This is a genomic window from Anoxybacillus amylolyticus (genome assembly GCF_001634285.1).
Lineage (GTDB): Bacteria > Bacillota > Bacilli > Bacillales > Anoxybacillaceae > Anoxybacteroides > Anoxybacteroides amylolyticum.
Genome location: NZ_CP015439.1, coordinates 110,848 through 136,151 on the forward strand (window position 1 = coordinate 110,848; position 25,304 = coordinate 136,151).

General features: G+C 44.5%; 20 protein-coding genes and 1 other annotated feature. Of the genes, 9 read left to right on the forward strand and 11 right to left on the reverse strand.

What is annotated here, in order from left to right; all coding sequences use genetic code 11:
* Positions 1-65 precede the first annotated feature (65 nt).
* Positions 66-869 (forward strand): NAD kinase, encoded by an 804-nt coding sequence (locus GFC30_RS15060; protein ID WP_066327684.1) that lies wholly within the window; start codon positions 66-68, stop codon positions 867-869.
* Positions 870-927: 58 nt separating this feature from the next.
* Here GFC30_RS15060 and mbcS read toward each other — a convergent pair whose 3' ends face one another.
* The 5 genes from mbcS to ezrA all read right to left on the reverse strand — a co-directional run bounded on the left by mbcS (position 928) and on the right by ezrA (position 7,085).
* Positions 928-2,520, reverse strand: coding sequence for an acyl-CoA synthetase MbcS (gene mbcS, locus GFC30_RS15065; RefSeq protein ID WP_066327685.1), 1,593 nt, complete (start codon positions 2,518-2,520; stop codon positions 928-930).
* A gap of 121 nt (positions 2,521-2,641) precedes the next feature.
* Positions 2,642-2,845 (reverse strand): alpha/beta-type small acid-soluble spore protein, encoded by a 204-nt coding sequence (locus tag GFC30_RS15070; protein WP_066327687.1) that lies wholly within the window; start codon positions 2,843-2,845, stop codon positions 2,642-2,644.
* Between the two features lie 79 nt (positions 2,846-2,924).
* Positions 2,925-4,124: a tRNA uracil 4-sulfurtransferase ThiI gene (gene thiI, locus GFC30_RS15075; protein WP_066327689.1), complete on the reverse strand. Its 1,200-nt coding sequence runs from the start codon at positions 4,122-4,124 to the stop codon at positions 2,925-2,927.
* Positions 4,125-4,130: 6 nt separating this feature from the next.
* Positions 4,131-5,273, reverse strand: a complete 1,143-nt coding sequence (locus tag GFC30_RS15080) for a cysteine desulfurase family protein (protein ID WP_066327690.1) — start codon at positions 5,271-5,273, stop codon at positions 4,131-4,133.
* A gap of 114 nt (positions 5,274-5,387) precedes the next feature.
* Positions 5,388-7,085: a septation ring formation regulator EzrA gene (gene ezrA, locus GFC30_RS15085; RefSeq protein WP_066327691.1), complete on the reverse strand. Its 1,698-nt coding sequence runs from the start codon at positions 7,083-7,085 to the stop codon at positions 5,388-5,390.
* A gap of 180 nt (positions 7,086-7,265) precedes the next feature.
* Between ezrA and hisJ the strand changes: the two genes are divergently transcribed.
* Positions 7,266-8,063, forward strand: a complete 798-nt coding sequence (gene hisJ, locus GFC30_RS15090) for a histidinol-phosphatase HisJ (protein WP_066327694.1) — start codon at positions 7,266-7,268, stop codon at positions 8,061-8,063.
* A 27-nt stretch (positions 8,064-8,090) separates the two neighbouring features.
* Positions 8,091-8,570 (forward strand): GAF domain-containing protein, encoded by a 480-nt coding sequence (locus GFC30_RS15095; RefSeq protein ID WP_066327696.1) that lies wholly within the window; start codon positions 8,091-8,093, stop codon positions 8,568-8,570.
* A 39-nt stretch (positions 8,571-8,609) separates the two neighbouring features.
* Here the strand turns inward: GFC30_RS15095 and GFC30_RS15100 are convergent, their stop codons facing one another.
* Positions 8,610-10,463: a sensor domain-containing diguanylate cyclase gene (locus GFC30_RS15100; RefSeq protein WP_066328005.1), complete on the reverse strand. Its 1,854-nt coding sequence runs from the start codon at positions 10,461-10,463 to the stop codon at positions 8,610-8,612.
* A gap of 344 nt (positions 10,464-10,807) precedes the next feature.
* Here GFC30_RS15100 and rpsD point away from each other — a divergent pair, with 344 nt between their 5' ends.
* Positions 10,808-11,410, forward strand: a complete 603-nt coding sequence (gene rpsD / locus GFC30_RS15105) for a 30S ribosomal protein S4 (protein WP_066327699.1) — start codon at positions 10,808-10,810, stop codon at positions 11,408-11,410.
* A 37-nt stretch (positions 11,411-11,447) separates the two neighbouring features.
* Here rpsD and tyrS read toward each other — a convergent pair whose 3' ends face one another.
* Positions 11,448-12,707, reverse strand: a complete 1,260-nt coding sequence (tyrS, locus tag GFC30_RS15110) for a tyrosine--tRNA ligase (RefSeq protein ID WP_066327701.1) — start codon at positions 12,705-12,707, stop codon at positions 11,448-11,450.
* A gap of 41 nt (positions 12,708-12,748) precedes the next feature.
* Positions 12,749-12,968 (reverse strand) — a binding site (T-box leader).
* Positions 12,969-13,112: 144 nt separating this feature from the next.
* On the opposite strand from tyrS, the gene GFC30_RS15115 reads away from it, so the two are divergent.
* Positions 13,113-15,881 carry a transglycosylase domain-containing protein gene (locus tag GFC30_RS15115; RefSeq protein ID WP_066327703.1) on the forward strand — a complete coding sequence of 923 codons (2,769 nt, stop codon included), beginning with the start codon at positions 13,113-13,115 and terminating at the stop codon, positions 15,879-15,881.
* 33 nt (positions 15,882-15,914) lie between these two features.
* Here GFC30_RS15115 and acsA read toward each other — a convergent pair whose 3' ends face one another.
* Positions 15,915-17,630, reverse strand: coding sequence for an acetate--CoA ligase (gene acsA / locus GFC30_RS15120; RefSeq protein ID WP_066327705.1), 1,716 nt, complete (start codon positions 17,628-17,630; stop codon positions 15,915-15,917).
* Positions 17,631-17,806: 176 nt separating this feature from the next.
* Between acsA and GFC30_RS15125 the strand changes: the two genes are divergently transcribed.
* From GFC30_RS15125 to GFC30_RS15135, 3 genes are read left to right on the forward strand one after another with little or no spacing between them, the layout of a single operon-like run.
* Positions 17,807-18,439, forward strand: coding sequence for a GNAT family N-acetyltransferase (locus GFC30_RS15125; protein ID WP_066327707.1), 633 nt, complete (start codon positions 17,807-17,809; stop codon positions 18,437-18,439).
* A gap of 26 nt (positions 18,440-18,465) precedes the next feature.
* Complete coding sequence (locus GFC30_RS15130) at positions 18,466-19,110, forward strand: acetoin utilization AcuB family protein (RefSeq protein ID WP_066327708.1); 645 nt, start codon at positions 18,466-18,468, stop codon at positions 19,108-19,110.
* On the forward strand, positions 19,107-20,285 hold the full coding sequence (locus tag GFC30_RS15135; protein ID WP_066327709.1) for an acetoin utilization protein AcuC: 1,179 nt from the start codon (positions 19,107-19,109) through the stop codon (positions 20,283-20,285). The genes GFC30_RS15130 and GFC30_RS15135 overlap by 4 nt, the downstream gene beginning before the upstream one ends.
* Before the next feature lie 90 nt (positions 20,286-20,375).
* Here the strand turns inward: GFC30_RS15135 and ccpA are convergent, their stop codons facing one another.
* Both ccpA and GFC30_RS15145 read right to left on the reverse strand, forming a co-directional pair.
* Positions 20,376-21,371: a catabolite control protein A gene (gene ccpA, locus GFC30_RS15140; protein ID WP_066327711.1), complete on the reverse strand. Its 996-nt coding sequence runs from the start codon at positions 21,369-21,371 to the stop codon at positions 20,376-20,378.
* Between the two features lie 176 nt (positions 21,372-21,547).
* Positions 21,548-22,630, reverse strand: coding sequence for a bifunctional 3-deoxy-7-phosphoheptulonate synthase/chorismate mutase (locus tag GFC30_RS15145; RefSeq protein ID WP_066327713.1), 1,083 nt, complete (start codon positions 22,628-22,630; stop codon positions 21,548-21,550).
* Between the two features lie 169 nt (positions 22,631-22,799).
* Here GFC30_RS15145 and GFC30_RS15150 point away from each other — a divergent pair, with 169 nt between their 5' ends.
* Complete coding sequence (locus tag GFC30_RS15150; RefSeq protein ID WP_066327715.1) at positions 22,800-24,959, forward strand: cell division protein FtsA; 2,160 nt, start codon at positions 22,800-22,802, stop codon at positions 24,957-24,959.
* A 13-nt stretch (positions 24,960-24,972) separates the two neighbouring features.
* Here the strand turns inward: GFC30_RS15150 and ytxJ are convergent, their stop codons facing one another.
* Positions 24,973-25,299, reverse strand: a complete 327-nt coding sequence (gene ytxJ, locus GFC30_RS15155) for a bacillithiol system redox-active protein YtxJ (protein ID WP_066327717.1) — start codon at positions 25,297-25,299, stop codon at positions 24,973-24,975.
* Positions 25,300-25,304 lie beyond the last annotated feature (5 nt).

Below are 25,304 nucleotides of genomic sequence, written 5' to 3' on the forward strand. Positions count from 1 at the left end.
ATAGATGACTTATTTATTTTACCATAATTGCTAATTAACTAAAATATGACAATGGAGGTTTTACCATGCCAGAACGTCGAAACCGCATGTATTTTTTTTACAAACATGACGACGAGCTAATGAAGCGTGTTCAACCGCTAGTAAATCTAGCAAAAGAGTATGGCTTTGTCGTCGTTGACGACCATACGAAAGCAAATGTCATCGTCAGCATCGGGGATGATGGCTCCTTTTTGCAGGCGGTACGGCAAACAGGGTTCCGCGATGATTGCTTATATGCCGGCATTTCTACGCTATCATCCCGCGGGTTTTATTGCGATTTTCAAATCGAAGACACTGAGCACATGGTGCAAGCTGCCTCAAGCGAACAAATTGAAGTACGCCGCTATCCGATTATCGAAGTAACGATCGACAATGCCGCTTCGTTTTTTTGCTTAAATGAATGCTCGATCCGCTCCGGAATTATTAAAACATTTGTCATGGACGTATTTATTGACGATCTTCATTTTGAGACGTTCCGCGGCGATGGAATGATTGTTGCTACGCCAACAGGAAGCACCGCTTACAATAAATCGGTCAATGGCGCAGTCGTCGATCCGCTGCTTCCGTGCATTCAAGTGAGCGAACTTGCTTCGCTGAACAACAACCGCTACCGGACGTTGGGCTCGTCTTTTATTTTAAGCGGAAAGCGAAAGCTAACGTTAAAAATTTCGCCAGAAGGCAACCACTACCCGCTGATCGGCATGGATAACGAAGCGTTGAGCATCCGCCATATCGAAAAAATCGACATCGCCTTAAGCAACCGCGTCATCAAAACCGTGCGTCTAAAAGACAACTCGTTCTGGGAAAAAGTCAAGCGGACGTTTTTGTAAGAAAAGAGAAGAAAAGGATGTCCCTTCATATTGCTGGGACATCCCGTTACTTTGCTTATTATTTTTGTTGAGCAAGACGCATTTCCCGCTCGCGCAATTCCACACGGCGAATTTTGCCGGATGTCGTTTTTGGCAATTCGTCGACAAACTCGATTTTGCGTGGATATTTATATGGCGCTGTTAGTTGTTTAACGTGTTCTTGCAACGCCGGGATGAGCGACGGGTCAGTCGGGTCGACGCCTTCGCGAAGCACGATGAACGCTTTAACGACATGGCCACGCACCTCATCTGGACTTGCGACGACGGCACATTCTTTGACCGCTGAATGTTTGACAAGCGCATCTTCGACTTCGAACGGACCAATCGTATAGCCGGCACTAATAATAATATCGTCTCCGCGTCCTTCAAACCAGAAATAGCCGTCTTCATCTTTTTTCGCTTTATCCCCTGTAATGTAGTAATCGCCGCGGAATTGCATCGCTGTCCGCTCTGGGTCTTTGTAATAATGTTTAAACAGCGCTGGGGTTTCCACATGCACGGCAATGTCGCCAACTTCGCCTACCGCACATGGCTCGCCGTTCTCGTTAATAATTTCGACGCGGTTTCCAGGCGTCGGTTTCCCCATCGAACCCGGCTTAATTTTCATTCCTTTCAACACACCGACAAGCAACGTATTTTCCGTTTGCCCATATCCGTCGCGAACTTGTACGTTAAAATATTTTTCAAACGTATCGATCACTTCTCGGTTTAACGGTTCTCCTGCCGATACGGCACTATGCAAATGCGGCAACTGATATTGACCGATCGTCGGCACTTTCGCCATTAACCGATACTCTGTCGGCGTGCAGCAAAGAACATTTACTTCATATTTGCTCAAAAGTTGCAAATATTTTTCTGGCTCAAATCGCCCAAAATAAACAAAGCCTGTCGCTCCTGACCCTAACGTCGATAAAAAAGGACTCCAAATCCATTTTTGCCATCCCGGTCCAGCCGTTGCCCATACAACATCCCCTTCTTCAATGCAAAGCCAGTTTTTCGCTGCGGTGCGCAAATGCGCATATGCCCACCCATGCGTGTGCACAACGCCTTTTGGATTACCGGTTGTACCTGATGTGTACGATAAAAATGCCATATCGTCACGGTTTGTATTTGCAATTGTTAATTCATCACTTTCTGCTTCGCTTACCTTTAATAAGTTTGTCCAACCATCGACTTCGTTTTCACCAATGACAAATTTTAATATCGCATCCATATTCTCAATCGGAAGAAATTGGTCAACATACGGTTCGTAAACAATAACTGCCTTTACTTCCCCGTGTGAAATGCGGTATTGCAAATCTTTCGTCCGCAACATTTCCGAACTTGGAATGACGACAAGCCCCGCTTTTAATGAAGCTAAATATACCTCGTATGCCTCAATCAAGCGCGGTACCATGATGAGCACTTTGTCGCCTTTTTGTAGCCCCGCCCCAAGTAAAGCGTTTCCAATTTGGTTTGCTTTTTTCATTAGCTCGCCATATGCAATCTCTCTTGTCTGACCGTCCTCGCTTTCCCATTTTAGCGCCGTTCGTTCGGGAGTTTGTTGTGCATACTTTTCCATTTCTACGGTTAAATTGTACTGTTCTGGTGCAATTAAATCTTCGCGTCTCATATCCTCATCCCCCATTTTTTCTTTTCACCACAATTATACAAAACAATTTTAATTTTTTGAATAATTTTTTAACATAATAAAAGGCGGGAAATGTTCCCGCCCATGTAGCCATGATATGAAATTAAAATTGTTTTGGATACGAACCGCCTAATTGTTGTTGCGCCATTGCAACGAGGCGTTTTGTAATTTCTCCTCCAACAGAGCCGTTTGCGCGTGCTGTTGTGTCTGCACCTAGTGTGACACCAAATTCTTGCGCGATTTCGTATTTCATTTGGTCAAGCGCTTGTTGTGCACCAGACACTAATAATGAGTTGTTGCGTGCCATGTGTTTTCACCTCCTTGTAGCTATAGAATGTGTGAAAACACATGGCTTCATGCACTTATCATTCTGGTAAATTTTGAGATTAGAACAACTGTTCAAACTCTTTCTCTGCCGAAAATTCTTCATCAATGATGAGCGTTTCTGTATTCGCTACTGCTGTTTGAAGAAGAGGTTCTAACTCAATAAAACTTTCATAATGAACCACTTTTTCCCTTTTTGGTCGTGTTTTTGGTGCACTTGGAACAAAAATGGTACAGCAGTCTTCATATGGAAGGACAGAAATATCCAACGTATCAATTTTTTTGGCAATCGCAATAATTTCTGTTTTATCCATCGACACGAGCGGACGGAGAACGGGCGTTGTCGTGACATCGTTAATCACAAACATACTTTCTAACGTCTGGCTTGCCACTTGACCGAGACTTTCACCAGTGACAATTGCTAAGCCGTTATATTTTTTCCGCAACATATCCGTAATTTTCAACATCATTCGCCGCGACGAAATAAGGGAATACCCATCTGGAACTTGCCGGTGAATGGTCTGTTGAATATCTGTAAAAGGAACGATATGTAGCCTAATTTTCCCACCAAATCGCGTTAGTTTCTTCGCTAGGTCAATCACTTTCTGCCTTGCCCGTTCGCTTGTAAACGGTGGACTGAAAAAGTGAACCGCCTCGATTTCCAATCCTCGTTTCATTGCTAAATACCCAGCAACTGGACTATCAATGCCGCCAGACAGCATTAACATCGCCTTTCCGCTTGTGCCAACCGGAAGACCTCCTGCTCCAGGAATATCATAGCATGTCACGTACGTACCGTCTTTGCGCACTTCCACGCGCACATCAATATCGGGCTCGTGCACATTGACCGTTAAATGGTTCGTATTTCGTAAAATATGGCTGCCAAGTGTATGGTTTAACTCATTGCTTCCAATCAGAAATTGTTTATCAATCCGTTTGGCGCTCACTTTAAACGTTTTTCCTTCCACTTGTTGCACTGCTGCTAATGCCGTTGCTTTTATTTGCTCGATGTCGTTCTTACATTTCATCGCCAAACTAAACGATTGAATACCAAACACGGTCTTTAGCTGTTCCATGATTTCCTCATGCGGCTCACCATTCAATAAAATGTACATTCTATCGCGCATGTATTCAATTTTTATATTCGGGAATGCTTTTAATTTTTTTTGAATGTTCCGCTTCAACTGCACGACGAAACGGTTGCGGTTTTTTCCTTTTGTCGACATTTCTCCGTAACGAATTAAAATACGATCATAGCGCATAATTCTCTACCTCTTTACATCTTGTAGTTTTTGAATCGCTTCTTTCATGGCGCGAACGACGACTGGAATTTCCTCGATCGTGTTTTCCCAAGATAAACTAATGCGAATCGAGCTCTCCGCCCGTTTCCCCTCAACTCCCATCGCTAGCAACGTTTTACTTGGCGCTCGTTTTTTCGACGAGCATGCGGATGTTGTTGAGACAAAAATTTGCTGCTTCGCTAATTCATGAACAAATACTTCCGATTTTAAACCGTCTAGCGAAAAGTTAATGATATGCGGCGCCGAGTGCTTTATAGGCGTATGAAGTTCCATGCCGTCTATATGGCTTAATGCTTCAAACCATCGCTCTTTCAGCACATGTAATTGCCGTATTTGCTGTTCATACGCTTCCATCGAGAGGCGAAGCGCTTTTGCCATCGCAACAATAGCGGCAACGTTTTCTGTTCCCGACCGAACTTGCCATTCTTGTCCTCCTCCGGCTAAAAGCGGAGAAAGGCGAATGCCGTTGCGAACGTATAAAATGCCCGCTCCCCGCAAACTGTGAAATTTATGCGCCGACATCGTACATAAATCAACACGTGCTTTTTTTATATCAAGCGGAACTTTCGCTACCCCTTGCACATGATCGACATGGAAAATTACTTTTGGGTAGCGCTGCAACATCTCACCAATTTGCTCAATTGGTTGAATCGAACCGACCTCGTTATTCACATGCATCACTGATACAAGAATCGTATCGTCACGTAGGGATCGCTCGAGCGTTTCCACTTCCACACGACCGTACGCATTCACCGGTAAATACGTTACTTCAAATCCTAATTCTTCTAATTGGCGACACGGTTCTGCCACTGACGGGTGTTCAATCGCAGTCGTAATAATATGGTTCCCCCGTTTTCGATACTGAAGGGCAACACCTTTAATCGCTAAATTGTTCGCTTCCGTTCCGCCAGATGTAAAAATAATTTCATTAGGTTTTACAGAAAGAAGCGCCGCCACTTGCTCTCGCGACTGGGAAAGTAGCCGCTCTGCTTTCCTGCCTAATTCATGAAGCGACGAAGGGTTGCCAAAATAGTTCGTCGCAACCGCCACAAATGAATCAAGCACCTCTGGAAACGGCTTTGTCGTTGCGCTGTTATCTAGATAAATCATCACGTCCATCCTCCGCATACATGCTTTACACAAACAACATATGGAAAACTATCTACATTATTCGCGAAAAAACCGATAAATATCTACATATGTAGGTATTTATCGGTTTTTCGTTCATTTTGGTACTTCTTCTTGCAAAAGTTTTCGAACACGTTCAAACGCTCCTGGTTCAACAGCCTCTACCGTTGCGACTGCTTGCTCTAGCGCCTGTTCGTATTCATAATGACGGAAAAGTTGCTCCGCCTCCTCCAATCCTTCTTTTACCGACGGATACCGGCGGCGGTAGCGATTGCCGTATTGAATCACTTTTTCGACAAGGTCGGCTTGCTCGACCATGCTTATCGTTTGTTCACTGACGCGTTCTACTAGCACCGCCGCTGCCGCGAGTACTTGCTGAACGGCCTCCATATTGAGTGGTTTCTCATCAAGACGTAGTGATACTGTTGTTAACAGTTCTTTCGCCTCGTCAAGCTGCAACTTATATGTTTCCGGAAGCCCTGGAAGCCGGCTTTTTTTCACATACCGAACCGCTTCAGATAGCTGATGGCGTATCTCCCGAAGTTTTCCGCGCGCAGCCAATTCATCTTTCCGCAACGTTTGCAACATCTCGCGAAACTGTTCATGCTCTTCCCTTAACAACTGCATTTGTGCTGCTAATGACTCCAATTCTTCCTTAATGAGCGAGTGCGCCGTTCGTTCCTCTAGTGCGCGCTCTTGAATGAAGGAAAATCGTTTCACAAGCTGCTGTATTTGCTTTTCAATGTTGCGGTATTTTTCGAGGTCTTTTGTCGACAGCCGATAGCTTTGCTGCACAAACAACGTTTCTGCTCCCGTCTGCTTCGCTTCCTCACCTAGCTGTTCTAGCTGCTCTTGTAACTGTCCCATTTCGGTTTTCACGTATTGATACGCCAGTACTTCTTTTTCTAACAAGTCATAAAGCGCGTCGATATCTGATTTAATCTCTTCGAGCAGCTGCTTTGCTTCCTCAAGTTCAAGCGTTCGAATCATGTCCAGGCATTGCGGCAGCTTTTCTTGTTGTTTTGCTATTTCTTGCTCAATATGTAAATGATCAAGAATATAGCCCGCCTCTTTCATTTCTTGATAGCCTTCGACAAGTTCTGAAAGCTGAGCCGGAATTGCTGTTTGACACTCGGTAAGCAACGACGGGATTTCTTGAAGCATGCTAGAAACATCGGTCAACTGTTGTTTCAAAGCGAATACTGCTTCTCTTGCTGCTAAATAGTTGCCATCGTTCGTCATCTCTTCGAATCTTTGAAACCCTTGATGTATTTCCTCAAGCTTCCGAGCTAAATTTTCCTCCGCTTCCCCAAACGTATGTCGATAGGCAAGCAACGTTTTTTTCGCTTCTCGATACAACGTTTTTAGCTGCTCCATTTCGGTCCGGTTTTGCTCTTCGCTACCAACAAGCTCATCTAGTTCGTGAAGAATCGTCTGAATGTCTTCCTCGATTTTTCGTAGCACCTGCTCGATTTCGCGCAATACCGCTTTTGCCTTCGAGTACCGATATTTATCGATAAATTCTTCGACATCAAATAGCTTTTCTTCGATCTCAGGAAGTCGTACAGTGACAATATCGTCCCATTGTTGGCGCCAACGCTCAAATAACTGCTCTGTTTCTCCCGTCATGTTCAATTGCTTGACTTTCGAAAGTTCTTCCGTGACTTGCCGATTCATAATGGCTATTTTCCATGCTTCTAACCGATCAATTTCACGATACATCTTCTTCCGGTACATGTAGTTATATATCATTCCTCCGCTCGCGAGGAGTAACATCGTGACTGCGATTTCCATAAGAAGCCCCCTTGCATCCGAGTTAAGTCACATATTATGGAGAAGGCAAAAAACATTGACATAATGTTCTTTTAATGTTTTTATGATACCATGTTAACGACATTTTTTGACCAAAATTTTTAATTTTTTTTTACAAAAATCTGCATTTTTTTCAATTATGTAATGAAAGGAGGGATTCTTTTGCGTGATGGTCATATTCATACCCCGTTTTGTCCGCATGGGAGTAGCGATTCCCTTGAACGATACATCGAACGAGCCATCGAACTAGGCTATACAGACATTTCGTTTACCGAACATGCACCGCTTCCGTCGACATTTGTCGACCCGACACCCGAACAAGACAGCGCCATGGCGATAAAGCAGCTTGATTCGTATCTTTCTACACTACAACGGGTAAAGAAACAGTATCAAGCAGATATCCTAATTCGCATCGGACTGGAAGTCGATTTTATTGTTGGCTATGAGGAAGCAACTGCACGTTTTCTCGAACAAATCGGTCCCGAGTTAGATGATAGCATTTTATCGGTGCATTTTCTTCCGGCAAACGGCCAATATTTTTGCTTAGACTACAGCCCTAAGATGTTTCAAGCAATGGTGGAATCATTCGGATCGACGATTTGCGCGTATGAAGCATACTACGAAGCGATCTTGCATGCAGTGCAAGCAGACCTAGGAAAATACAAACCAAAACGCATTGGCCATTTAACGCTCGTTCATAAGTTTCAAAAACAATTCCCTTGCTCTGTTTCTATGGCAGAACGGATTATTCACATTCTGGATGAAATTAAAGAAAGACAATATGAACTAGATTATAACGGAGCCGGCGTGCAAAAACCGCTTTGTCAAGAACCGTACCCGCCAGATTGGGTCGTTTATGAGGCACTGAGACGAAATATCCCACTCGTATATGGTTCAGATGCCCATTGTGCTCTCGATTTGCACCAAGGAAGAGAACAAATGATTCGCGAAGCGTTTTAAATTTTTTTCTATAAGGAGAGGATCGCGTTGTTTCACAGTATCCATTATACCGGCACACGGGAAGAAAATTATGAGCTTGTAATTAAGCAGCTCGAGGCGCTCATTTCCGGTGAACCGAATCTAATCGCTAATTTAGCCAATGCTGCTGCCCTTCTTCATCAATTTCTTGATAATATTAATTGGGTCGGCTTCTATTTAGCCGAAGGGGAAGAACTAGTATTAGGTCCGTTCCAAGGATTGCCAGCGTGCGTGCGTATTCCGTTCGGAAAAGGCGTGTGCGGAACGGCAGCGCAGAACAAAAGAACAGCGCTCGTTCCTGACGTCCATCTCTTTCCTGGACATATCGCTTGCGATGCTGCTTCCCAGTCAGAAATCGTCGTGCCGATGTTAAAAGACGGTAACGTCATCGGCGTGCTCGATATTGATAGCCCAAACAAAAACCGCTTTGACGAGATCGATCAACAATATTTAGAGAAATTTGTCGACGTGTTAGTTGCGTCGTTGTAGCGTTCGCGAAAAAAGGAATCCAACGAAACGGATTCCTTTTTACGCTTTGTATTGGTGTTGATAGTCTTTCACAAACACACAGTTTTTCCCCGACCGCTTTGCCATATACAGCGCCTCATCTGCGCGTTTGAACAACTCGTTTGCTTCTTCACGGCGGTTTTTTTTCCAGTACGAAACGCCACAAGAAACGGTAACTGGCGGATTCGTTTCTTGTCGCACTTTTACCACTAGCCGATTTGCAATGGTCACACCAGTCGTTAACGGGACTTTTGGCAAATAAATCGCCAGTTCTTCTCCGCCCCAACGCGCCCCTATGTCATGCTCACGAATGTTTTGCTTAATAATATTCGCGACTTGCACGATAATATCGTCGCCCGTCTGGTGACCGTATGTGTCGTTTATGCTTTTGAAATTGTCGATATCAATTAAAATGAATGTGCCAAACGCATCAACTTCCATCGATTTTTTCAACTGCTCATCTAAATAATGACGCGAGTATAACTTCGTCAAATAATCAGTAATTACCATACTTTCCAACTCTTCGCGAAGCATCGCATTCGCAAACGCCAATGTCGAATGATGGATGAGCGACTGCAGCAGCTTAAACATTTCAAACGTAAAATGATAAGGCTCACGATGAAGCACGATTGCCATTCCCCTAAGCATGCCATTTTGCACCATCGGCACAGCCATCACTGAGTGATATTGGGGGGCAGACACGAAATTTACTTTTGCATCGCCTAAAAACACCATATCTCGCTCGGTACGAAGTCGCTTTGCCACAAATTCAATATATTTTTTCGCTTGGCGCGATTGAAAAAATGGGGTGCTTCCAGGCAATAGCCTTTTCTTTTCTTGGTCAAATAAAAGGAACCCGATTTCTTCAGCGCCAAAGGAGCGTTTAATTTGGCTGACCATAAACTCTAGCGCATCTTGCAAACGCAAATTGGCATTCAATCGGTGCATCGTCTCATTAATTAGCTGCAAATCCGCCACCAATCGGCGCGACTGCTCATACAGTTTTGCATTTTCAAGCGCGCTACCTGCTGTATTCGCAAGCAATGAAATGAAATTGATTTCACTTTTTGGAAATTCCATAATATGCGAAGCGATAATCTCAATGACCCCATAAACCCCTTGAGCACCTTTAATTGGAGCATATAAAATGGAACGTTGAAGCGAAAGCGAATCTTCGAGTTGGATTTTCCCCGTCAAAAATGCTTGCATCGCTGCCATATTTTCATCTTCTTGTTCGAACATTAGCGTTTTGATCGGCAAACGTTCGTGATACGGATGGTCGTCAGATAAAAATAAGTAATACGTAAAGGAAGGATATACTTCTTGCAGCGTGTCGATAATTTCTTCTAGCACATCTTCTATTTTCATTGACGCATGAATTTTCGCAGTAAAATGATGAAGGCGTTCGTACCGTTTTTCTTCGCTCAACCCACGCGCAATTTTTTTCAATTTGCCAAATAAATATGAAAAATCGGTTGCCATCTGTTCGAGAAACGCCTCGCTCGGACGCTGCTCTTTCGCATATAAAAGCTGCAAAACGCCCGAAAATTCTTCGGATTGTTGAAGCAATAGCTGCGCGACCGCGAATTGCTCGGTTTCTTCTATATGTACTCGCTCATACGGCGGAGATTTTTGCAATTCTATATCTGGAAACAAACTACAGGACTCTGTTTTTGTTGTCACCTCTGGGTAAAACGTTTTCTCGACCGGGTCAAACAAAAACAACGTAACATCTTCGATCATTAGCTCCTGTTTTAGCAACAAAAACAACTGAAGCATCGTTTGCGAAAATTGCCCATAATCGTCATACGATAGTAACCAATCGAAAAACTTTTCCTTAAAAGCGGCGTACTTCTCTTTCTCATGCACTTTCATCATGATTATTCACCCATATCTATAGTCTTTATCATTAAAATATATTACGTCATTTGAAAGATAGAAAGTTTTTTTCAAAAAATTACATCTTTTATTATACCACATAGATGGCAAACACAAAATAAGATGTTGACTTTATTTTGTAAAAATCATATAATAGCGTTTGTGTAAAATATAGCAGCCTTAGTGATCGCCTTTATGTGCCCATTTTGTTCCTCAGAAGAAGAGGTGTATCGTGTAACTCTTAGCTGCTAGAGCGAGGATACATGAAAACAAAATGGCCATAATTGTTGATTGCGTCTGCTTTTATTTTACCTAAAATAAAAGCGAAGGAGGAGCATTTAATGGCTCGTTACACAGGTCCAACTTGGAAAATTTCTCGCCGTCTTGGCATTTCGTTAAGCGGCACAGGTAAGGAATTGCAAAAGCGTCCTTACCCACCAGGACAACATGGTCCAGGACAACGCAAAAAACTTTCTGAATACGGTTTGCAATTGCAAGAAAAACAAAAGCTTCGCCATATGTACGGCGTGAACGAACGTCAATTCCGTAAAACGTTCGAGGAAGCTGGCAAAATGGCTGGTAAACATGGTGAAAACTTCATGATCTTGCTTGAATCCCGCCTTGACAACCTTGTTTACCGTTTAGGCTTTGCGCGTACACGTCGCCAAGCTCGCCAATTAGTAAACCACGGCCATATTTTAGTGGATGGAAGCCGCGTAGACATTCCGTCTTACCGTGTAAAACCTGGTCAAACAATTGCCGTTCGCGAAAAATCGCGCAACTTGCAAATCATTAAAGAAGCGTTAGAAGTCAACAACTTCGTACCAGACTATTTAACATTAGACGCGGAAAAATTAGAAGGAACGTACACTCGTTTCCCTGAGCGTTCTGAATTGCCTGCAGAAATCAACGAAGCGTTAATCGTTGAGTTCTACTCTCGTTAATAAGAAATCCCTCTGGACAAGTCCAGAGGGATTTTTTCTATTTGTAGCGAATTACATGATATTTTTTCTTTCCGCGGCGAATGATAGTGAATTGCCCTTCAATGCGATCGTTACGTGTTAACACTTTGTTCACTTCTTGCACGCGCTCCCCGTTGACATAAATGGCGCCGTTTGCCAAATCCTCACGCGCCTGTCGCTTCGATGAAACGACCCCGCTCATGACAAGCAATTCTACAAGCGGCACTTCTTCCCCATCGTATTCAAAGGAAGGGACGTCTTTAAATCCTTGGCAAATTTCGTCCGCAGTCAAATTAGAAACGCTGCCGCTAAAAAGCGCCTCAGAAATTTTCACCGCTTGTTGAAGTGCTTCCTCTCCATGCACAAGCCTCGTCACTTCTTCTGCGAGCGCTTTTTGTGCCGCCCGTTTTTCCGGCGCTTCTCGCAATTGTTTTTCTAGTTCATCGATTTCTTCTTTTGTTAAGAACGTAAAGTATTTCAAATATTTCATGACATCACGGTCGTCTGTATTAATCCAAAATTGGTAAAACTCATACGGCGACGTTTTTTCTTTATCTAGCCAAATCGTCCCACTTTCCGTTTTTCCGAATTTCGTTCCGTCCGCTTTTGTCACAAGTGGAATCGTTAGTCCGAACGCTTTTGCGTCTTCTTCCGTTTTGCGAATCAATTCTAGTCCTGCCGTAATATTGCCCCATTGGTCGCTTCCGCCAATTTGCAATTTACAGTTTTCTTTTTGATACAACTTTAAAAAGTCGAACGATTGTAAAATCATGTAGCTAAATTCTGTGAACGAAATGCCTGTTTCAATGCGCGATTGTACCGACTCTTTCGCCAGCATATAATTCAAGCCGAAGTGTTTCCCAACATCACGCAAGAAAGAAATAACGTCTAATTCTCCAATCCAATCATAGTTGTTCGCAATCATCGCTGGGTTGCCTTCCGCGTCAAAATCTAAAAAGCGTGACAGCTGCTCTTTAATTTTTTCACTCCATTGCACAACTACTTCTTTCGCGTTTAACGTCCGCTCGCTTTTTTTTCCGCTTGGGTCGCCAATTAACCCCGTCGCTCCTCCAACAAGCGCAATCGGGCGATGCCCTGCTAATTGAAATCGTCGTAACGTTAAAATCGGCAACAAACTTCCGATATGCAAACTATCCGCCGTCGGGTCAAAGCCGCAATATAAACTGACCGTTTCCTCCGCTAACAACTTCTCTAGTCCTTCACGGTCTGTGACTTGGTTAATAAGTCCTCGCCACTCTAACTCGTTTAATAAATGCATTTCCCTCACCTCTCTAAAAAATAAAAAACTCGTCCCTTCGCTGAAGGGACGAGTGTAATTCGCGGTACCACCCTACTTAGAGAGCAAACGCTCTCTCACTTCCTTTAAATAACGGCCTGACCGTCTTTTGCTACTGAGCAGCGCCGTTCGCAAAAGAAGCTCGAGGAGGTAATTCGCGCTTATCTTTGTACTGGTTCGCACCGACCACCAGCTCTCTAAAACAGGGAGATAACCACTACTCATTCCTGTCATCGCTTTTCTGTATCGTTTTTTCGATATACATGTTTTTACCACAATCCCCCCAAATTGTCAAACTGCTTAACAGAAAAATGACAAAAAAACATAATATTAGACAAGCGGTATGGTATAATAAAAGTAATTTTCAGACGTATATGGAGGTTGTGTATGGAGCAAGCAAAACAGCCTATTTCCTTTCCAAATTTGTTGCGACGATTATACGTTACATACGAAATTGCATGGAACGTACTACTTGTACTCGCTGTTGTATTGCTTTGCGCCGTTTCTTTTTCGTTCGGTGTCGGTGCAGGTTACTTTGCTTCTTTAGTAAAAGATATGCATATCCCATCGTATACCGAGATGAAAAAAGACATTTACAACTATGAAGAAACGACGCATATTTATTTTGCAAATCGCGTCTATTTAGGGAGCTTCCGTTCCGACATCGAACGGGAAGAGGTTCCTTTACAAGACGTTTCCCCCTATGTCATTAAAGCAATTATTGCAACCGAAGACGAATATTTTTACGAACATAAAGGCGTCGTGCCAAAAGCGATTATTCGCGCCTTATTCCAAGAAACAACAAATTCTTCCCTTCGTACAGGAGGAAGTACGTTAACCCAACAGCTCGTCAAAAATCAAATTTTAACGAACGAAGTGTCGTTTGAACGAAAGGCTAAAGAAATTTTGCTCGCCCTTCGCCTCGAACACTTTTTTAACAAAGACGAAATTTTAGAAGCGTATTTAAACGTCGTCCCTTTTGGAAGAAACTCCTCCGGCCGCAACATCGCCGGCATCCAAGCAGCAGCGCAAGGGGTATTTGGCGTAAATGCAAAAGATTTAAATTTAGCACAAGCCGCCTTTTTGGCAGGACTCCCGCAAAGCCCCTTCGGATATACTCCGTTTACGAGCGACGGGGAAGTGAAAAAAGACATTTCTCCTGCCTTGCAGCGGATGAAAACAGTATTAACACGAATGAAAAAAGCGGGGTTCATCTCTGAAAGACAATACAACGAAGCGCTGGCGTATGACATCACTAAACATCTCGCCCCACCAAAGCCATCGCCATTTGAAAAATATCCATGGCTAACGATGGAAATTGAACAGCGGGCAAAAGCGATTTTAGCAGACGTACTCGCAAAAAAAGACGGCTATACAAAAAAAGATTTACAAAATAATTCTCCTTTATACGAAGAATATAAGGCAATGGCAGAAAGACAACTTCGACAAAACGGATACGACATTTACACAACCATCGACAAAGATATTTACGATCGCATGCAAGCAGTTGTTGCGAAATATCCGTATTTCGGAAGCGATATTGTCATGCAGGAAAAAGATAAGAAAACGGGCAAAATCGTCACAAAAGTAGAACCAGTCGAAGTCGGGGCGATGCTGATCGAAAACAAGACAGGGCGCATCATTAGCTTTGTCGGGGGACGAAATTATCATCGTGAACAACTAAACCACGCCACCCAAGCATATCGTTCGAACGGTTCAACGATGAAACCGCTATTAGTCTACGCGCCAGCGATGGAAATGGGTATCGTGCAACCAGGAACAGTCATTCCAGATATTGATTTAAACGTGCAAACACCAAGTGGAACATACCGTCCAAAAAACGCCGATCACAAGACGCATGGACTCGTATCGGTGCGCCGCGCCTTGCAATATTCGTATAACATCCCAGCCGTGCGCACATATATGAAAACCATTAATCAACGACCGATGACGTATTTAGAAAAAATGGGCTTTACTAGTTTGACGAAGGCAGACGCTACTAACTTGTCAATGGCGCTCGGTGCGTTAACAAAAGGGGTGACGGTCGAAGAAAACGTCAACGCATACGCTACGTTTGGGAATTACGGAACATTCGTGGATGCATATTTAATTGAGAAAATTGTCGCGAAAGATGGGAAGGTCGTTTACGAACATAAAAGCGAGCCAGTCAACGTCTTTTCGCCACAAACGTCCTATTTAACAATCGACATGATGCGTGATGTTATTCGTCAAGGAACGGCAGCGGCGCTTCCCTCATTTTTAAAATTCCGCGCCGATTGGGCAGGGAAAACAGGAACAGGACAAGATAATAAAGATGCGTGGTTTGTCGCAACGAATCCAAACGTTACGTTTGGAACGTGGATCGGTTATGATACGCCACGTCCCCTAGAGATGAGATATAAAGGCTTGACCTATAGCAAACGAAACTTGTTACTATGGGCACAACTGATGAACGCAGCTTACGATGTCAAGCCGGACGTCATCGCACCAAAAGAGCGCTTTCATATGCCAGGCGGCATCGTTCGCCGCTCTTACTGCACCGTATCAGGTCTCATTCCGTCTGCGATGTGCGAAAAAGCTGGATTAGTCAGCTATGATTTGTATAACGCTAAATTTGTGCCGACAGAAGAGGATCATTCGTTAATGAGCGGAAAATTTGTCGAAGTAAACGGCCAACGGTACGCTGCGCTCCCAACTACACCCCAAGAGTTTACAAGCGACGGGGTAGGGGTGAATGCCCAATTACTCGAAGAATGGGGAATAAAAGAAACTGATCTTACGAAACTATTCCCTGATTTATCTAAATGGAAAAACGTCGGTATCTTTGCTGAACTGAAAGAAAACGGCAAACGTCCCGACCCACTTGTCGTACAATTGGTTAGCAAGAAATTGACGTGGGCAGCACATCGTGAGCCAGATGTGATTGGCTACCGTATATATCGAGCAGAGCAAGAGGGATTGCCATTTCAAGTAGTAGCGACGCTAAAATCTGGAATATCTCCGTCATTTACCGTTCCGTCTGCAACCGGTGTCTACTACGTGACCGCTGTTGATATTAGTGGGAACGAATCCGCACCGTCCAACCTCGTTTCCTTTACAACACCGGTAACAACAAAAGAAACCCAAGAAAAAACAACGAACCCCTCGGGACAATAGAAAGAGGCTGACATCAACCGTCAGCCTCCTTTTTTAGTCTTCCATTGTCGATAAGTCGCCTGTTGGCAAGTTCAATTCCCACGCTTTTAAGACGCGACGCATAATTTTACCGCTGCGCGTTTTCGGCAATTTATCGCGGAACTCGATTTCGCGTGGTGCCGCGTGAGCTGCTAATCCTTTTTTCACAAACTGACGAATGTCTTCAATTAATTCTTCCGACGGCTCATACCCTTCACGAAGCGAAATAAACGCTTTAATAATTTCGCCGCGTACCGGATCTGGCTTGCCGATGACCCCTGCTTCGGCGACGGCTGGGTGTTCGACGAGTTTGCTTTCTACTTCAAACGGACCGACCCGCTCACCAGAGGTCATAATGACATCATCGATTCGGCCTTGGAACCAGAAGTAGCCGTCTTCGTCCATGTACGCCGAATCGCCGGAAACGTACCAATCACCGATGAAGTACGATTCATATTTTTGCGGATTGTTCCAAATCGTCTTCATCATCGACGGCCATCCTTTGCGAATAGCCAAATTCCCCATCCGATAAGGAGGAAGCTCATTGCCTTGGTCGTCGATAATCGCTGCTTTCACCCCTGGAATCGGCTTACCCATAGAGCCTGGCTTAATTTCCATGCACGGATAGTTACAAATGAGCTGTGCCCCTGTTTCTGTCATCCACCACGTATCATGGATGCGGCGATGGAACACTTTCATCCCCCAGCGAACCACTTCGGGATTTAACGGCTCTCCGACGCTCAAAACATGGCGCAATGAGCTTAAATCAAATTTCTTCACCAACTCATCGCCTGCTCCCATCAACATGCGGAATGCCGTTGGTGCACTGTACCAAACGGTAACACCATAGTCTTCAATTGTTTTATACCATGCTTCTGGGCTGAACCGACCGCCGACAATGACATTCGAAGCGCCGCACAACCATGGTCCGAAAATGCCGTACGATGTCCCTGTTACCCAGCCTGGGTCAGCTGTACACCAGTAGACGTCGTCTTCTTTTAAATCAAGCACCCATTTCGCTGTTTGATAATGCTGAATCATCGCGTTATGCACATGCAAGACACCTTTTGGCTTTCCAGTCGAACCAGACGTATAATGCAAAATTAACCCGTCTTGGCGATCAACCCACTCGATATCAAAATGTTTGCTCGCTTCGCTCATTCGCTTTTTAAAGTCCACGTATGGTCCTTCTTCAACAATATCGTCGCCGACAAGCAAGACGTGTTTTAGCGCTGGTAACTCATTGACCGGAACGCGCGGAAGCAGTTCTTTTGTTGTCACAATCACTTTCGCTTCGCTGTCTTCTAACCGGTCGCGCACCGCTCCTTCCATGAATGCTTCAAACAATGGGCCAACAATCGCGCCGACTTTAATTGCGCCAAGAACCGCAAAATACAATTCCGGAGAGCGCGGCATAAAAATAAACACCCGGTCGCCTTTTTCCACATCTGCCACTTGTTTGAATACGTTTGCGGCTTTGTTCGACCACTCTTTCATTTCTTTAAACGTATATTTTTCTTCTCTCGAAGCGTCGCGATAGTAAAGCGCCACTTTATTTTTCCGGAACGTCTCTACGTGGCGATCAATCGCTTCATAAGCCATATTCACTCGTCCTGTTTCGGCCCATGAAAATTGTTTTTCTGTTTCCGACCAGTCGAACGTTCGATACGTTTCTTCATAGTTTTTTAAGTTATGTTCCCCTTGTATGACCGGTAGCATTTCTACTTTCATTCCCCTAGTTCCCCCTTTATGTAAGTGATTACATTCCCATTATAGTATAACTTTTTCGATTTCTCAATTTTTAAAAAATTTTATTTTGGAAATAAAGAATTTTTTTTTGAAAACGCTTTAACTTTTCGGTTTTTATGTATAATGAAAGATAGAAAATGTAATCAGGTGGTGGCTTAATGGAACATAAAAAAACGTATAATGCCAAGGAATTAAAAACACCAAAAGGCACTCTTATTATCGAAGGGCCAGTGCCAGCTGAAAAATTGGCAGCCTATGAATTTCATCATGATTTAACCGCCTTCCGCCAACCCGAACAGCAACATCAAGCGTTAATCGACATCGCTCGCCTTCCGGAAGGACGAATTATTATTGCGCGGCACCAGCAAACGATCGTCGGCTATGTGACGTTTTTGTATCCTGACCCACTTGAGCGCTGGTCGGAAGGAAAAATGGAGAATTTAATTGAATTAGGGGCAATTGAAGTCATCCCCGAATTTCGCGGCTATCAAGTCGGTAAAAATTTATTAATCGTGTCGATGATGGATGATGCGATGGAGGACTATATTATCATCACAACCGAGTATTATTGGCATTGGGATTTGAAGCGGACAGGCCTTAACGTATGGGAGTATCGAAAAGTGATGGAGAAAATGATGAATGCCGGCGGTCTCGTTTGGTATGCGACCGATGATCCAGAGATATGCTCCCACCCAGCCAACTGTTTAATGGCGCGCATCGGAAAACGAGTCGATCAAGAGTCGATTCAAAAATTTGACCGTCTTCGGTTTATGAATCGGTTTATGTATTAGGGGAAAACAAAGGGGGAGGGTTACGAATGATTGTCGAGCAAATCATGAAAACAAACGTGGCAACACTTCAGCCACATCAGACAATTGCCGAAGCGATACAGCTATTAAAGCAGCACCGAATCCGCCATCTTCCGATCGTCGACGAAGAGCAACACGTCGTCGGCATTGTGACAGACCGCGATATTCGCGATGTCAGTCCATCGATTTTTGATGCATGTGAACATTTAGAGGATTTTGAAAAACCAGTTCATACGATTATGAAAACGGATGTGATTACCGGTCATCCACTCGATTTCGTCGAAGAAGTTGCCGCTTTATTTTACGAAAATCGCATTAGCTGTTTGCCGATTACGAAAGACAGAAAGCTCGTCGGCATTATTACAGAAACGGACTTATTATATACGCTTGTGCAACTAACAGGAGCACACCAACCTGGCTCACAAATCGAAGTGAAAGTGCCGAATTTGAGCGGCATATTAAGCGAAGTAACGGCCGTTTTTGCGAAGCGAAATGTGAATATTGCTAGCGTCCTTGTCTACCCTGATAAAGATGAACGCTATAAAATTCTCGTATTCCGCATTCAAACGATGAATCCTATTCAAGTAATCGGCGATTTAAAAAGCGCGGGGTATACCGTATTATGGCCGAACTTGCCGGGGGTTTCATCATGAAAACAAGTTGCGTATTCGTGTATTCAGATGACTTTCAGCTTTACAAATTTCATGATGCACACCCGTTCAACCAGTTGAGGGTAAAACTGACGTATGAATTACTGAGGGAGATGCAAGCACTAACGGATGAGCAAATTGTTTCCCCGCGCATGGCGACAGATGAAGAACTCGAACTCATCCATGACCGCGCGTATATCGATGCGGTGAAAGCTGCCGGGCAAGGGCGACTGTCGGAAGAGACCGCAATGAATTATGGGCTTGGCACCGAAGATACGCCCGTTTTTCCGAATATGCATGAGGCAAGCGCGCTGTTAGTAGGAGCGACATTAACCGCTGTCGATTACGTCATGTCAGGAAAAGCAGCGCACGCCTTAAGTTTAGGAGGAGGGCTTCATCATGGTTTCCGCGGCAAAGCATCTGGTTTTTGCATTTATAACGACAGCGCGGTAGCGATTAAATATATGCAGGAGCGGTACGGATTACGCGTGCTATACGTTGATACGGACGCGCATCATGGGGATGGAGTGCAGTGGGCGTTTTATGACGACCCAAACGTTTGCACGTTTTCAATTCACGAAACAGGACGGTATTTGTTTCCAGGGACAGGAAATATTACGGAGCGAGGACAAGGGAAAGGCTACGGCTTTTCGTTCAATATCCCGGTCGATGCGTTTACGGAAGATGAGTCATGGCTTGATGCGTATACGCAAGCGTTTCGCGAAATTGCCGCCTTTTTTAAACCCGACATTATTTTAACGCAAAATGGCGCTGATGCGCACTATTATGACCCGCTTACCCATTTGTCGGTGACGATGAAAACGTATCGGCAAATTCCGAAAATTGCGCATGAAATTGCACACCAATATTGCGAAGGACGCTGGGTAGCTGTCGGCGGTGGGGGATATGACATTTGGCGGGTCGTTCCGCGTGCTTGGGCGCTCATCTGGCTTGAAATGACGGAACAATCAAACATTTCAGGCAACCTTCCGAAAGCATGGCTTGATAAATGGCAGCCGCACGCCCCAGTGCCGCTTCCGCAGGAATGGGACGACCCCGACATGTTATACCCGCCCATTCCGCGCAAGGCGGAAATTACCGAAAAAAATGCCCAAACGGTCGAAAAAGCGCTCTATCCGATTCGCAACCAGCGCTCAAACATGAAACAAAGCCTGTGAAACGTTCACAGGCTTTGTTTACAACCAAGCGCTTCTCGTCGGAAGAACGCTTTGCTTCGAAAGCTAAACAGACGCGTCCGCTTTTCTTTTTTACTTTGTGGATTGGCGGTATTCGATGCGGTGTGGTAAGACGACGATATGGTTTTCGACACGCTCTTTATTCATGTATTTCGTAAGCAAGCGCATCGCGACAGCACCGATGTCATACATTGGTTGAACGACCGTTGTTAAGCGCGGGCGCACCATCGTTGCTAGTCTTGTATTATCGAAACCGATGACTTCCAATTGCTCTGGCACATGCATTCCATGGTCTTGTGCACCGTGGATAATACCAAGCGCCATTTCATCCGTTCCGGCAAATACCGCTGTCGGTCTTTCTTCTAACTCCGCTATTTTTTCATACGCCTCAATGCCAGAATCATACGAATAGTCCCCTTCGACAATAAGCGCTTCATCGTAAGCGATGCCACGCGCCTCTAACGCGCGGCGATATCCTGCGAGCTTTTTATTATTGATCGGGTCGTTTGCCGGTCCTGTAATATAAGCAACGCGCGCATGCCCTTTTTCCAGTAAATGTGTTACTGCTTCAAACGCTGCCTGCTCGTAATCAATGTTGACAGAAGGAATGAGATGGTTTTCTTCAATCGTCGCCGCAAGCACAATCGGCACATCTGATTTTTGAAATTCGTTCACGTGCTCTTCTGTAATGTTGCCTCCCATGAACAAAATACCGTCCACTTGCTTTGCAAGCATCGTGTTCAATAAATGCAGCTCTTTTTCTTTATTTTGGTCAGAGTTGCTTAAAATGATATTATATTTATACATCGTTGCGATATCTTCAATTCCGCGAGCTAGTTCAGCGAAGAAGATGCTCGAAATGTCAGGGATAATCACGCCAACCGTCGTCGTTTTTTTGCTTGCAAGCCCGCGAGCAACTGCGTTTGGCCGATACCCTAACCGCTCAATTGCTTCCAACACTTTTTTTCTTGTGGATGGCTTCACATTCGGGTTTCCATTGACGACACGCGACACGGTCGCCATCGACACGTTCGCTTCCCTCGCCACATCATAAATCGTTACATTCATTTCCTTTCACTCCTCAATCTATTTTCTCATACCGCGAATCTTGCCTATTTATGTAGATTTATCATACGATACATTATGGGCTAATCGCAATGGCTTCGCAAACATTTTGCAAATGTTTTCATACATTACGTAAAAAACCCCTCCACCTATGATACAAGTGGAGGGGGAGAGAGAGGTTAAACTCTTACCATTTGTCGTTGGAACGATTTTAATTCTTCCATAAATTCGTTGAATTGGTCGATGTCCATTTGTTGCGCTGAATCTGACAAAGCCACTGCTGGGTCTGGATGAACTTCGGCCATGACACCGTCTGCACCGATTGCCAATGCCGCTTTCGCACAAGGAAGCAATAAGTCCCGGCGTCCGGTCGAATGCGTCACATCGACAAATACCGGCAAATGCGTTTCTTTCTTTAAAATTGGCACTGCTGAAATATCTAACGTATTCCGCGTCGCACGCTCATATGTGCGAATGCCGCGCTCGCAAAGGATGATTTGGTCGTTTCCTTGCGACATAATGTATTCTGCTGCATTAATAAATTCTTCAATCGTCGCCGCTAATCCGCGCTTTAACAATACCGGTTTTTTCACTTGCCCTGCGGCTTTCAACAATTCAAAGTTTTGCATGTTGCGAGCTCCGATTTGAATGACGTCAATGTAATCGAGCGCAAGGTCAATATCTGCCGGCGTAACGATTTCGCTAATGACCGCTAACTCATACTCATCCGCAATTTGTTTTAAAATTTTCAATCCTTCTAATCCGAGTCCTTGGAAATCGTATGGGGATGTTCTTGGCTTATAAGCGCCGCCGCGCAATAATTTCAAGCCGTGCTTTTTCACCGCTTTCGCTACTTCGGCTACTTGCTCATAGCTTTCGACCGCGCATGGCCCCATGACAAAGTATTGCTTGCCATCACCGATTTTTTCACCTTTGACATCAACAATCGTATCTTCTGGCTTTTTCTTCCGTGAAACAAGAAGCGCTTTCCGGTGGTCATCTTCTTGCAATTCTAACCCTGCTTTAAAAATTTCTTTAAAAATATGTTTCAATGTCGCCGTTTCAAACGGGCCATCGTTATGTTCAAGAATTAAATCAAGCATTTTACGCTCGCGAACCGGATCGTACCGGTAGGTCCCTTGTGTTTCTTTAATTTTTCCAATTTCCTGAACAAGGCGTCCCCGTTCATTAATCAATTTTAAAATTTGCAAGTTCACTTCGTCGACTCTTGCTCGCAACTCATCTAATCTTTCATTGCTCATTCTTTCTCTCATCCTTTCTTTATAAAAACTGAAAAATATGATACATTTCTAATAATTAGACATTATTATAATGCAAATGGATACGATTGTCACGAAAAAACTTTATCAGTTAAACGCTTTTAAGCGATAAAGTAGTGTATGACATTTTGCAAAGAAGGGTGAATGATCCGTGAATAACGAAACAGCCATTTTTGCGCTCGATATCGGAACCCGTTCCGTTGTTGGAGTTATTTTACAAGAAACGAATGGAAGTTATCAAGTATTAGAGTTGAGGATGAAAGAACATAGCGAACGGGCGATGCTCGACGGACAAATTCATGACGTGCCAGCCGTTGCTTCTACCATTATGGACATGAAAAACGAATTAGAACAAAAATATGGATCGTTAAAAAAAGTATCCGTCGCCGCCGCAGGAAGAGCGTTAAAAACCGTACGGGCGGAAGCGACGTTTTCCATTGCCGGCAAGCCAATGATGACGAAAGAAGATGTGACCCATTTAGAATTAAGCGCTGTGCAGCAAGCACAAGCAACACTCGCCGCACAGCAACACGAACAAAGCCACCACTACTACTGCGTCGGCTACTCTGTCGTCCACTACAAAATCGACGGCCAAGAAATTGGCAGCTTAATTGACCAGCAAGGAACAGAAGCAACGGTCGAGGTGATTGCGACGTTTTTGCCAAAAATCGTCGTCGAATCGCTGTTAGCAGCTTTACAACGAGCAGAGCTGGAAATGGAAGCGCTGACGCTTGAACCGATTGCAGCGATTAACGTCCTTATTCCACCGACGATGCGCCGCTTAAACGTCGCGCTCGTCGATATCGGGGCAGGCACGTCCGACATCGCTATTACTGACCTTGGCACTGTCGTCGCCTATGGAATGGTGCCGATTGCCGGTGACGAAATTACCGAAGCAATTTCCGACCATTATTTGCTTGATTTTCCGCTTGCCGAAAAAGCGAAGCGCGAACTTTCTGTAAACGAAACGGTGACGATTACCGATATTTTAGGATTTGAAACCGACGTGCCGCGCGAAGAGATGATTGCGGCAATTTCGCCTGCCATTGACCGTTTAGCAGAGGCGATTAGCAAAGAAATTTTCGCGTTAAATGGTGGAAAACCGCCAAAAGCGGTCATGCTCGTCGGCGGCGGCAGCTTAACGCCAGAACTTCCGAAGCGGCTTGCTAAGCAGCTTCACCTTCCAGAAAATCGCGTTGCCATCCGCGGGGTCGAGGCAATTCAAAAACTAAATGTGACGCCAGAATTGAAGGTATATGGTCCAGCACTAGTGACACCGGTCGGCATTGCCATTTCCGCTAAACAAAATCCGGTGCAATACATTAGCGTTCACGTCAATGACCAACTCATTCGCTTATTCGATATGAAACAACTGACCGTTGGCGACTGCTTACTCGCTGCCGGCATTCCGCTTCATAAACTGTACGGAAAACCAGGAATGGCGATTGTTGTCACGGTTAACGGCCAACTCGTCACCATCCCTGGAACGTACGGTGAGCCACCACGATTATGGAAAAACGGCGAGTCTGCTTCGTTAGATTCTTTCGTGCAAAACGGTGACCGAATGGTGGTGGAAAAAGGGAGAGATGGAAAGAAAGCAGCGATTCACCTAAAAGAACTCATCGACGAACTGCCGCATAAAACCGTCACCATTAATGGAGAACCGTATGAAATAAAAGCAACGGTTTACCAAAACGGGAGACCGGCTTCCCTTGATGGGGAGGTACATGACCGCGACATTATTGACGTAAAGATGCCAGAAACGATTGCCGCATTATTAGAAGAACTACAGCTGTCTCATTTATTGCAAGCGGCCATGCCGTATACAGTACACATCAACGGTACAACGACAGAAATCAAACCGTTTTCCGGCGCTCTTTATAAAAATCGAATCGAAGTGAAACCGTCCGCTAGCTTTGAAGACGGGGATATGATTGACATTATCCCGCAAAAGACACCGACCGTTCAAGAATTAGCGGACGCTAAACAATTTCGTCTTACCTATTCCATCCCCGTCCGCTTTAACGGAGAAATCGTGACGCTGACAAAACAGGCAGTTCAAGTAATGAAAAACGGACAGCTGCTCAAAGAGAACGACATCATTGAAAGTGAGGCAACGATAGAAATCGTTGAGCAGGTAGACGAAACATTTATTTTCCAAGACATTTTCAACTATGTTGAAGTGGACGTCCCATCCTATGGAACAGCGTTTCATTTATTAAAAAACGGCGAACGTGTTACATTTTACGAACCGCTTGCGCCAGGCGATCATTTAGAAATTGTATGGGAAAATGCCGTGCAAAAAGGCTGAACCATCTATCGGTTCAGCCCGCTTGTTTTGTTAACGCCTCATACGTGATATTCCAATGCGACGCATGCCATACAACAGCCCCGTTTTCAAACAGAATCGCCTGCGGGGATTCGTGCTTGACACCGAACGTTTCTGCTATATAATTCGAAAGCGGGCGCGCCTCTTGCACGAATAAATAGTACGTCTCCATCTCTGGATGATCGGTTACAAATGCTTCATATTCCTCAAAAGCCGCGCGGCTAATCGGGCATGTCAAACTATGTTTGATCAGCAAAAAACGCGGTTTTTCAGCTACTACTTGCTCGAATTGTTCAATCGTTTCTAATTTTTGTTTCCCCATATGCC

Bases quoted from the DNA above. Each gene is read 5' to 3' on its own strand.
- GFC30_RS15115 (WP_066327703.1), top strand. From the start codon at position 13,113: ATGGAGCAAGCAAAACAGCCTATTTCCTTTCCAAATTTGTTGCGACGA.
- ytxJ (WP_066327717.1), bottom strand. From the start codon at position 25,299: ATGGGGAAACAAAAATTAGAAACGATTGAACAATTCGAGCAAGTAGTA.
- mbcS (WP_066327685.1), bottom strand. From the start codon at position 2,520: ATGAGACGCGAAGATTTAATTGCACCAGAACAGTACAATTTAACCGTA.
- GFC30_RS15145 (WP_066327713.1), bottom strand. From the start codon at position 22,630: ATGAGCAATGAAAGATTAGATGAGTTGCGAGCAAGAGTCGACGAAGTG.
- GFC30_RS15070 (WP_066327687.1), bottom strand. From the start codon at position 2,845: ATGGCACGCAACAACTCATTATTAGTGTCTGGTGCACAACAAGCGCTT.
- tyrS (WP_066327701.1), bottom strand. From the start codon at position 12,707: ATGCATTTATTAAACGAGTTAGAGTGGCGAGGACTTATTAACCAAGTC.
- ccpA (WP_066327711.1), bottom strand. From the start codon at position 21,371: ATGAATGTAACGATTTATGATGTGGCGAGGGAAGCGAACGTGTCGATG.
- GFC30_RS15060 (WP_066327684.1), top strand. From the start codon at position 66: ATGCCAGAACGTCGAAACCGCATGTATTTTTTTTACAAACATGACGAC.
- GFC30_RS15100 (WP_066328005.1), bottom strand. From the start codon at position 10,463: ATGAAAGTGCATGAGAAAGAGAAGTACGCCGCTTTTAAGGAAAAGTTT.
- rpsD (WP_066327699.1), top strand. From the start codon at position 10,808: ATGGCTCGTTACACAGGTCCAACTTGGAAAATTTCTCGCCGTCTTGGC.
- acsA (WP_066327705.1), bottom strand. From the start codon at position 17,630: ATGAAAGTAGAAATGCTACCGGTCATACAAGGGGAACATAACTTAAAA.
- GFC30_RS15135 (WP_066327709.1), top strand. From the start codon at position 19,107: ATGAAAACAAGTTGCGTATTCGTGTATTCAGATGACTTTCAGCTTTAC.
- ezrA (WP_066327691.1), bottom strand. From the start codon at position 7,085: ATGGAAATCGCAGTCACGATGTTACTCCTCGCGAGCGGAGGAATGATA.
- thiI (WP_066327689.1), bottom strand. From the start codon at position 4,124: ATGCGCTATGATCGTATTTTAATTCGTTACGGAGAAATGTCGACAAAA.
- GFC30_RS15125 (WP_066327707.1), top strand. From the start codon at position 17,807: ATGGAACATAAAAAAACGTATAATGCCAAGGAATTAAAAACACCAAAA.
- GFC30_RS15130 (WP_066327708.1), top strand. From the start codon at position 18,466: ATGATTGTCGAGCAAATCATGAAAACAAACGTGGCAACACTTCAGCCA.
- GFC30_RS15080 (WP_066327690.1), bottom strand. From the start codon at position 5,273: ATGATTTATCTAGATAACAGCGCAACGACAAAGCCGTTTCCAGAGGTG.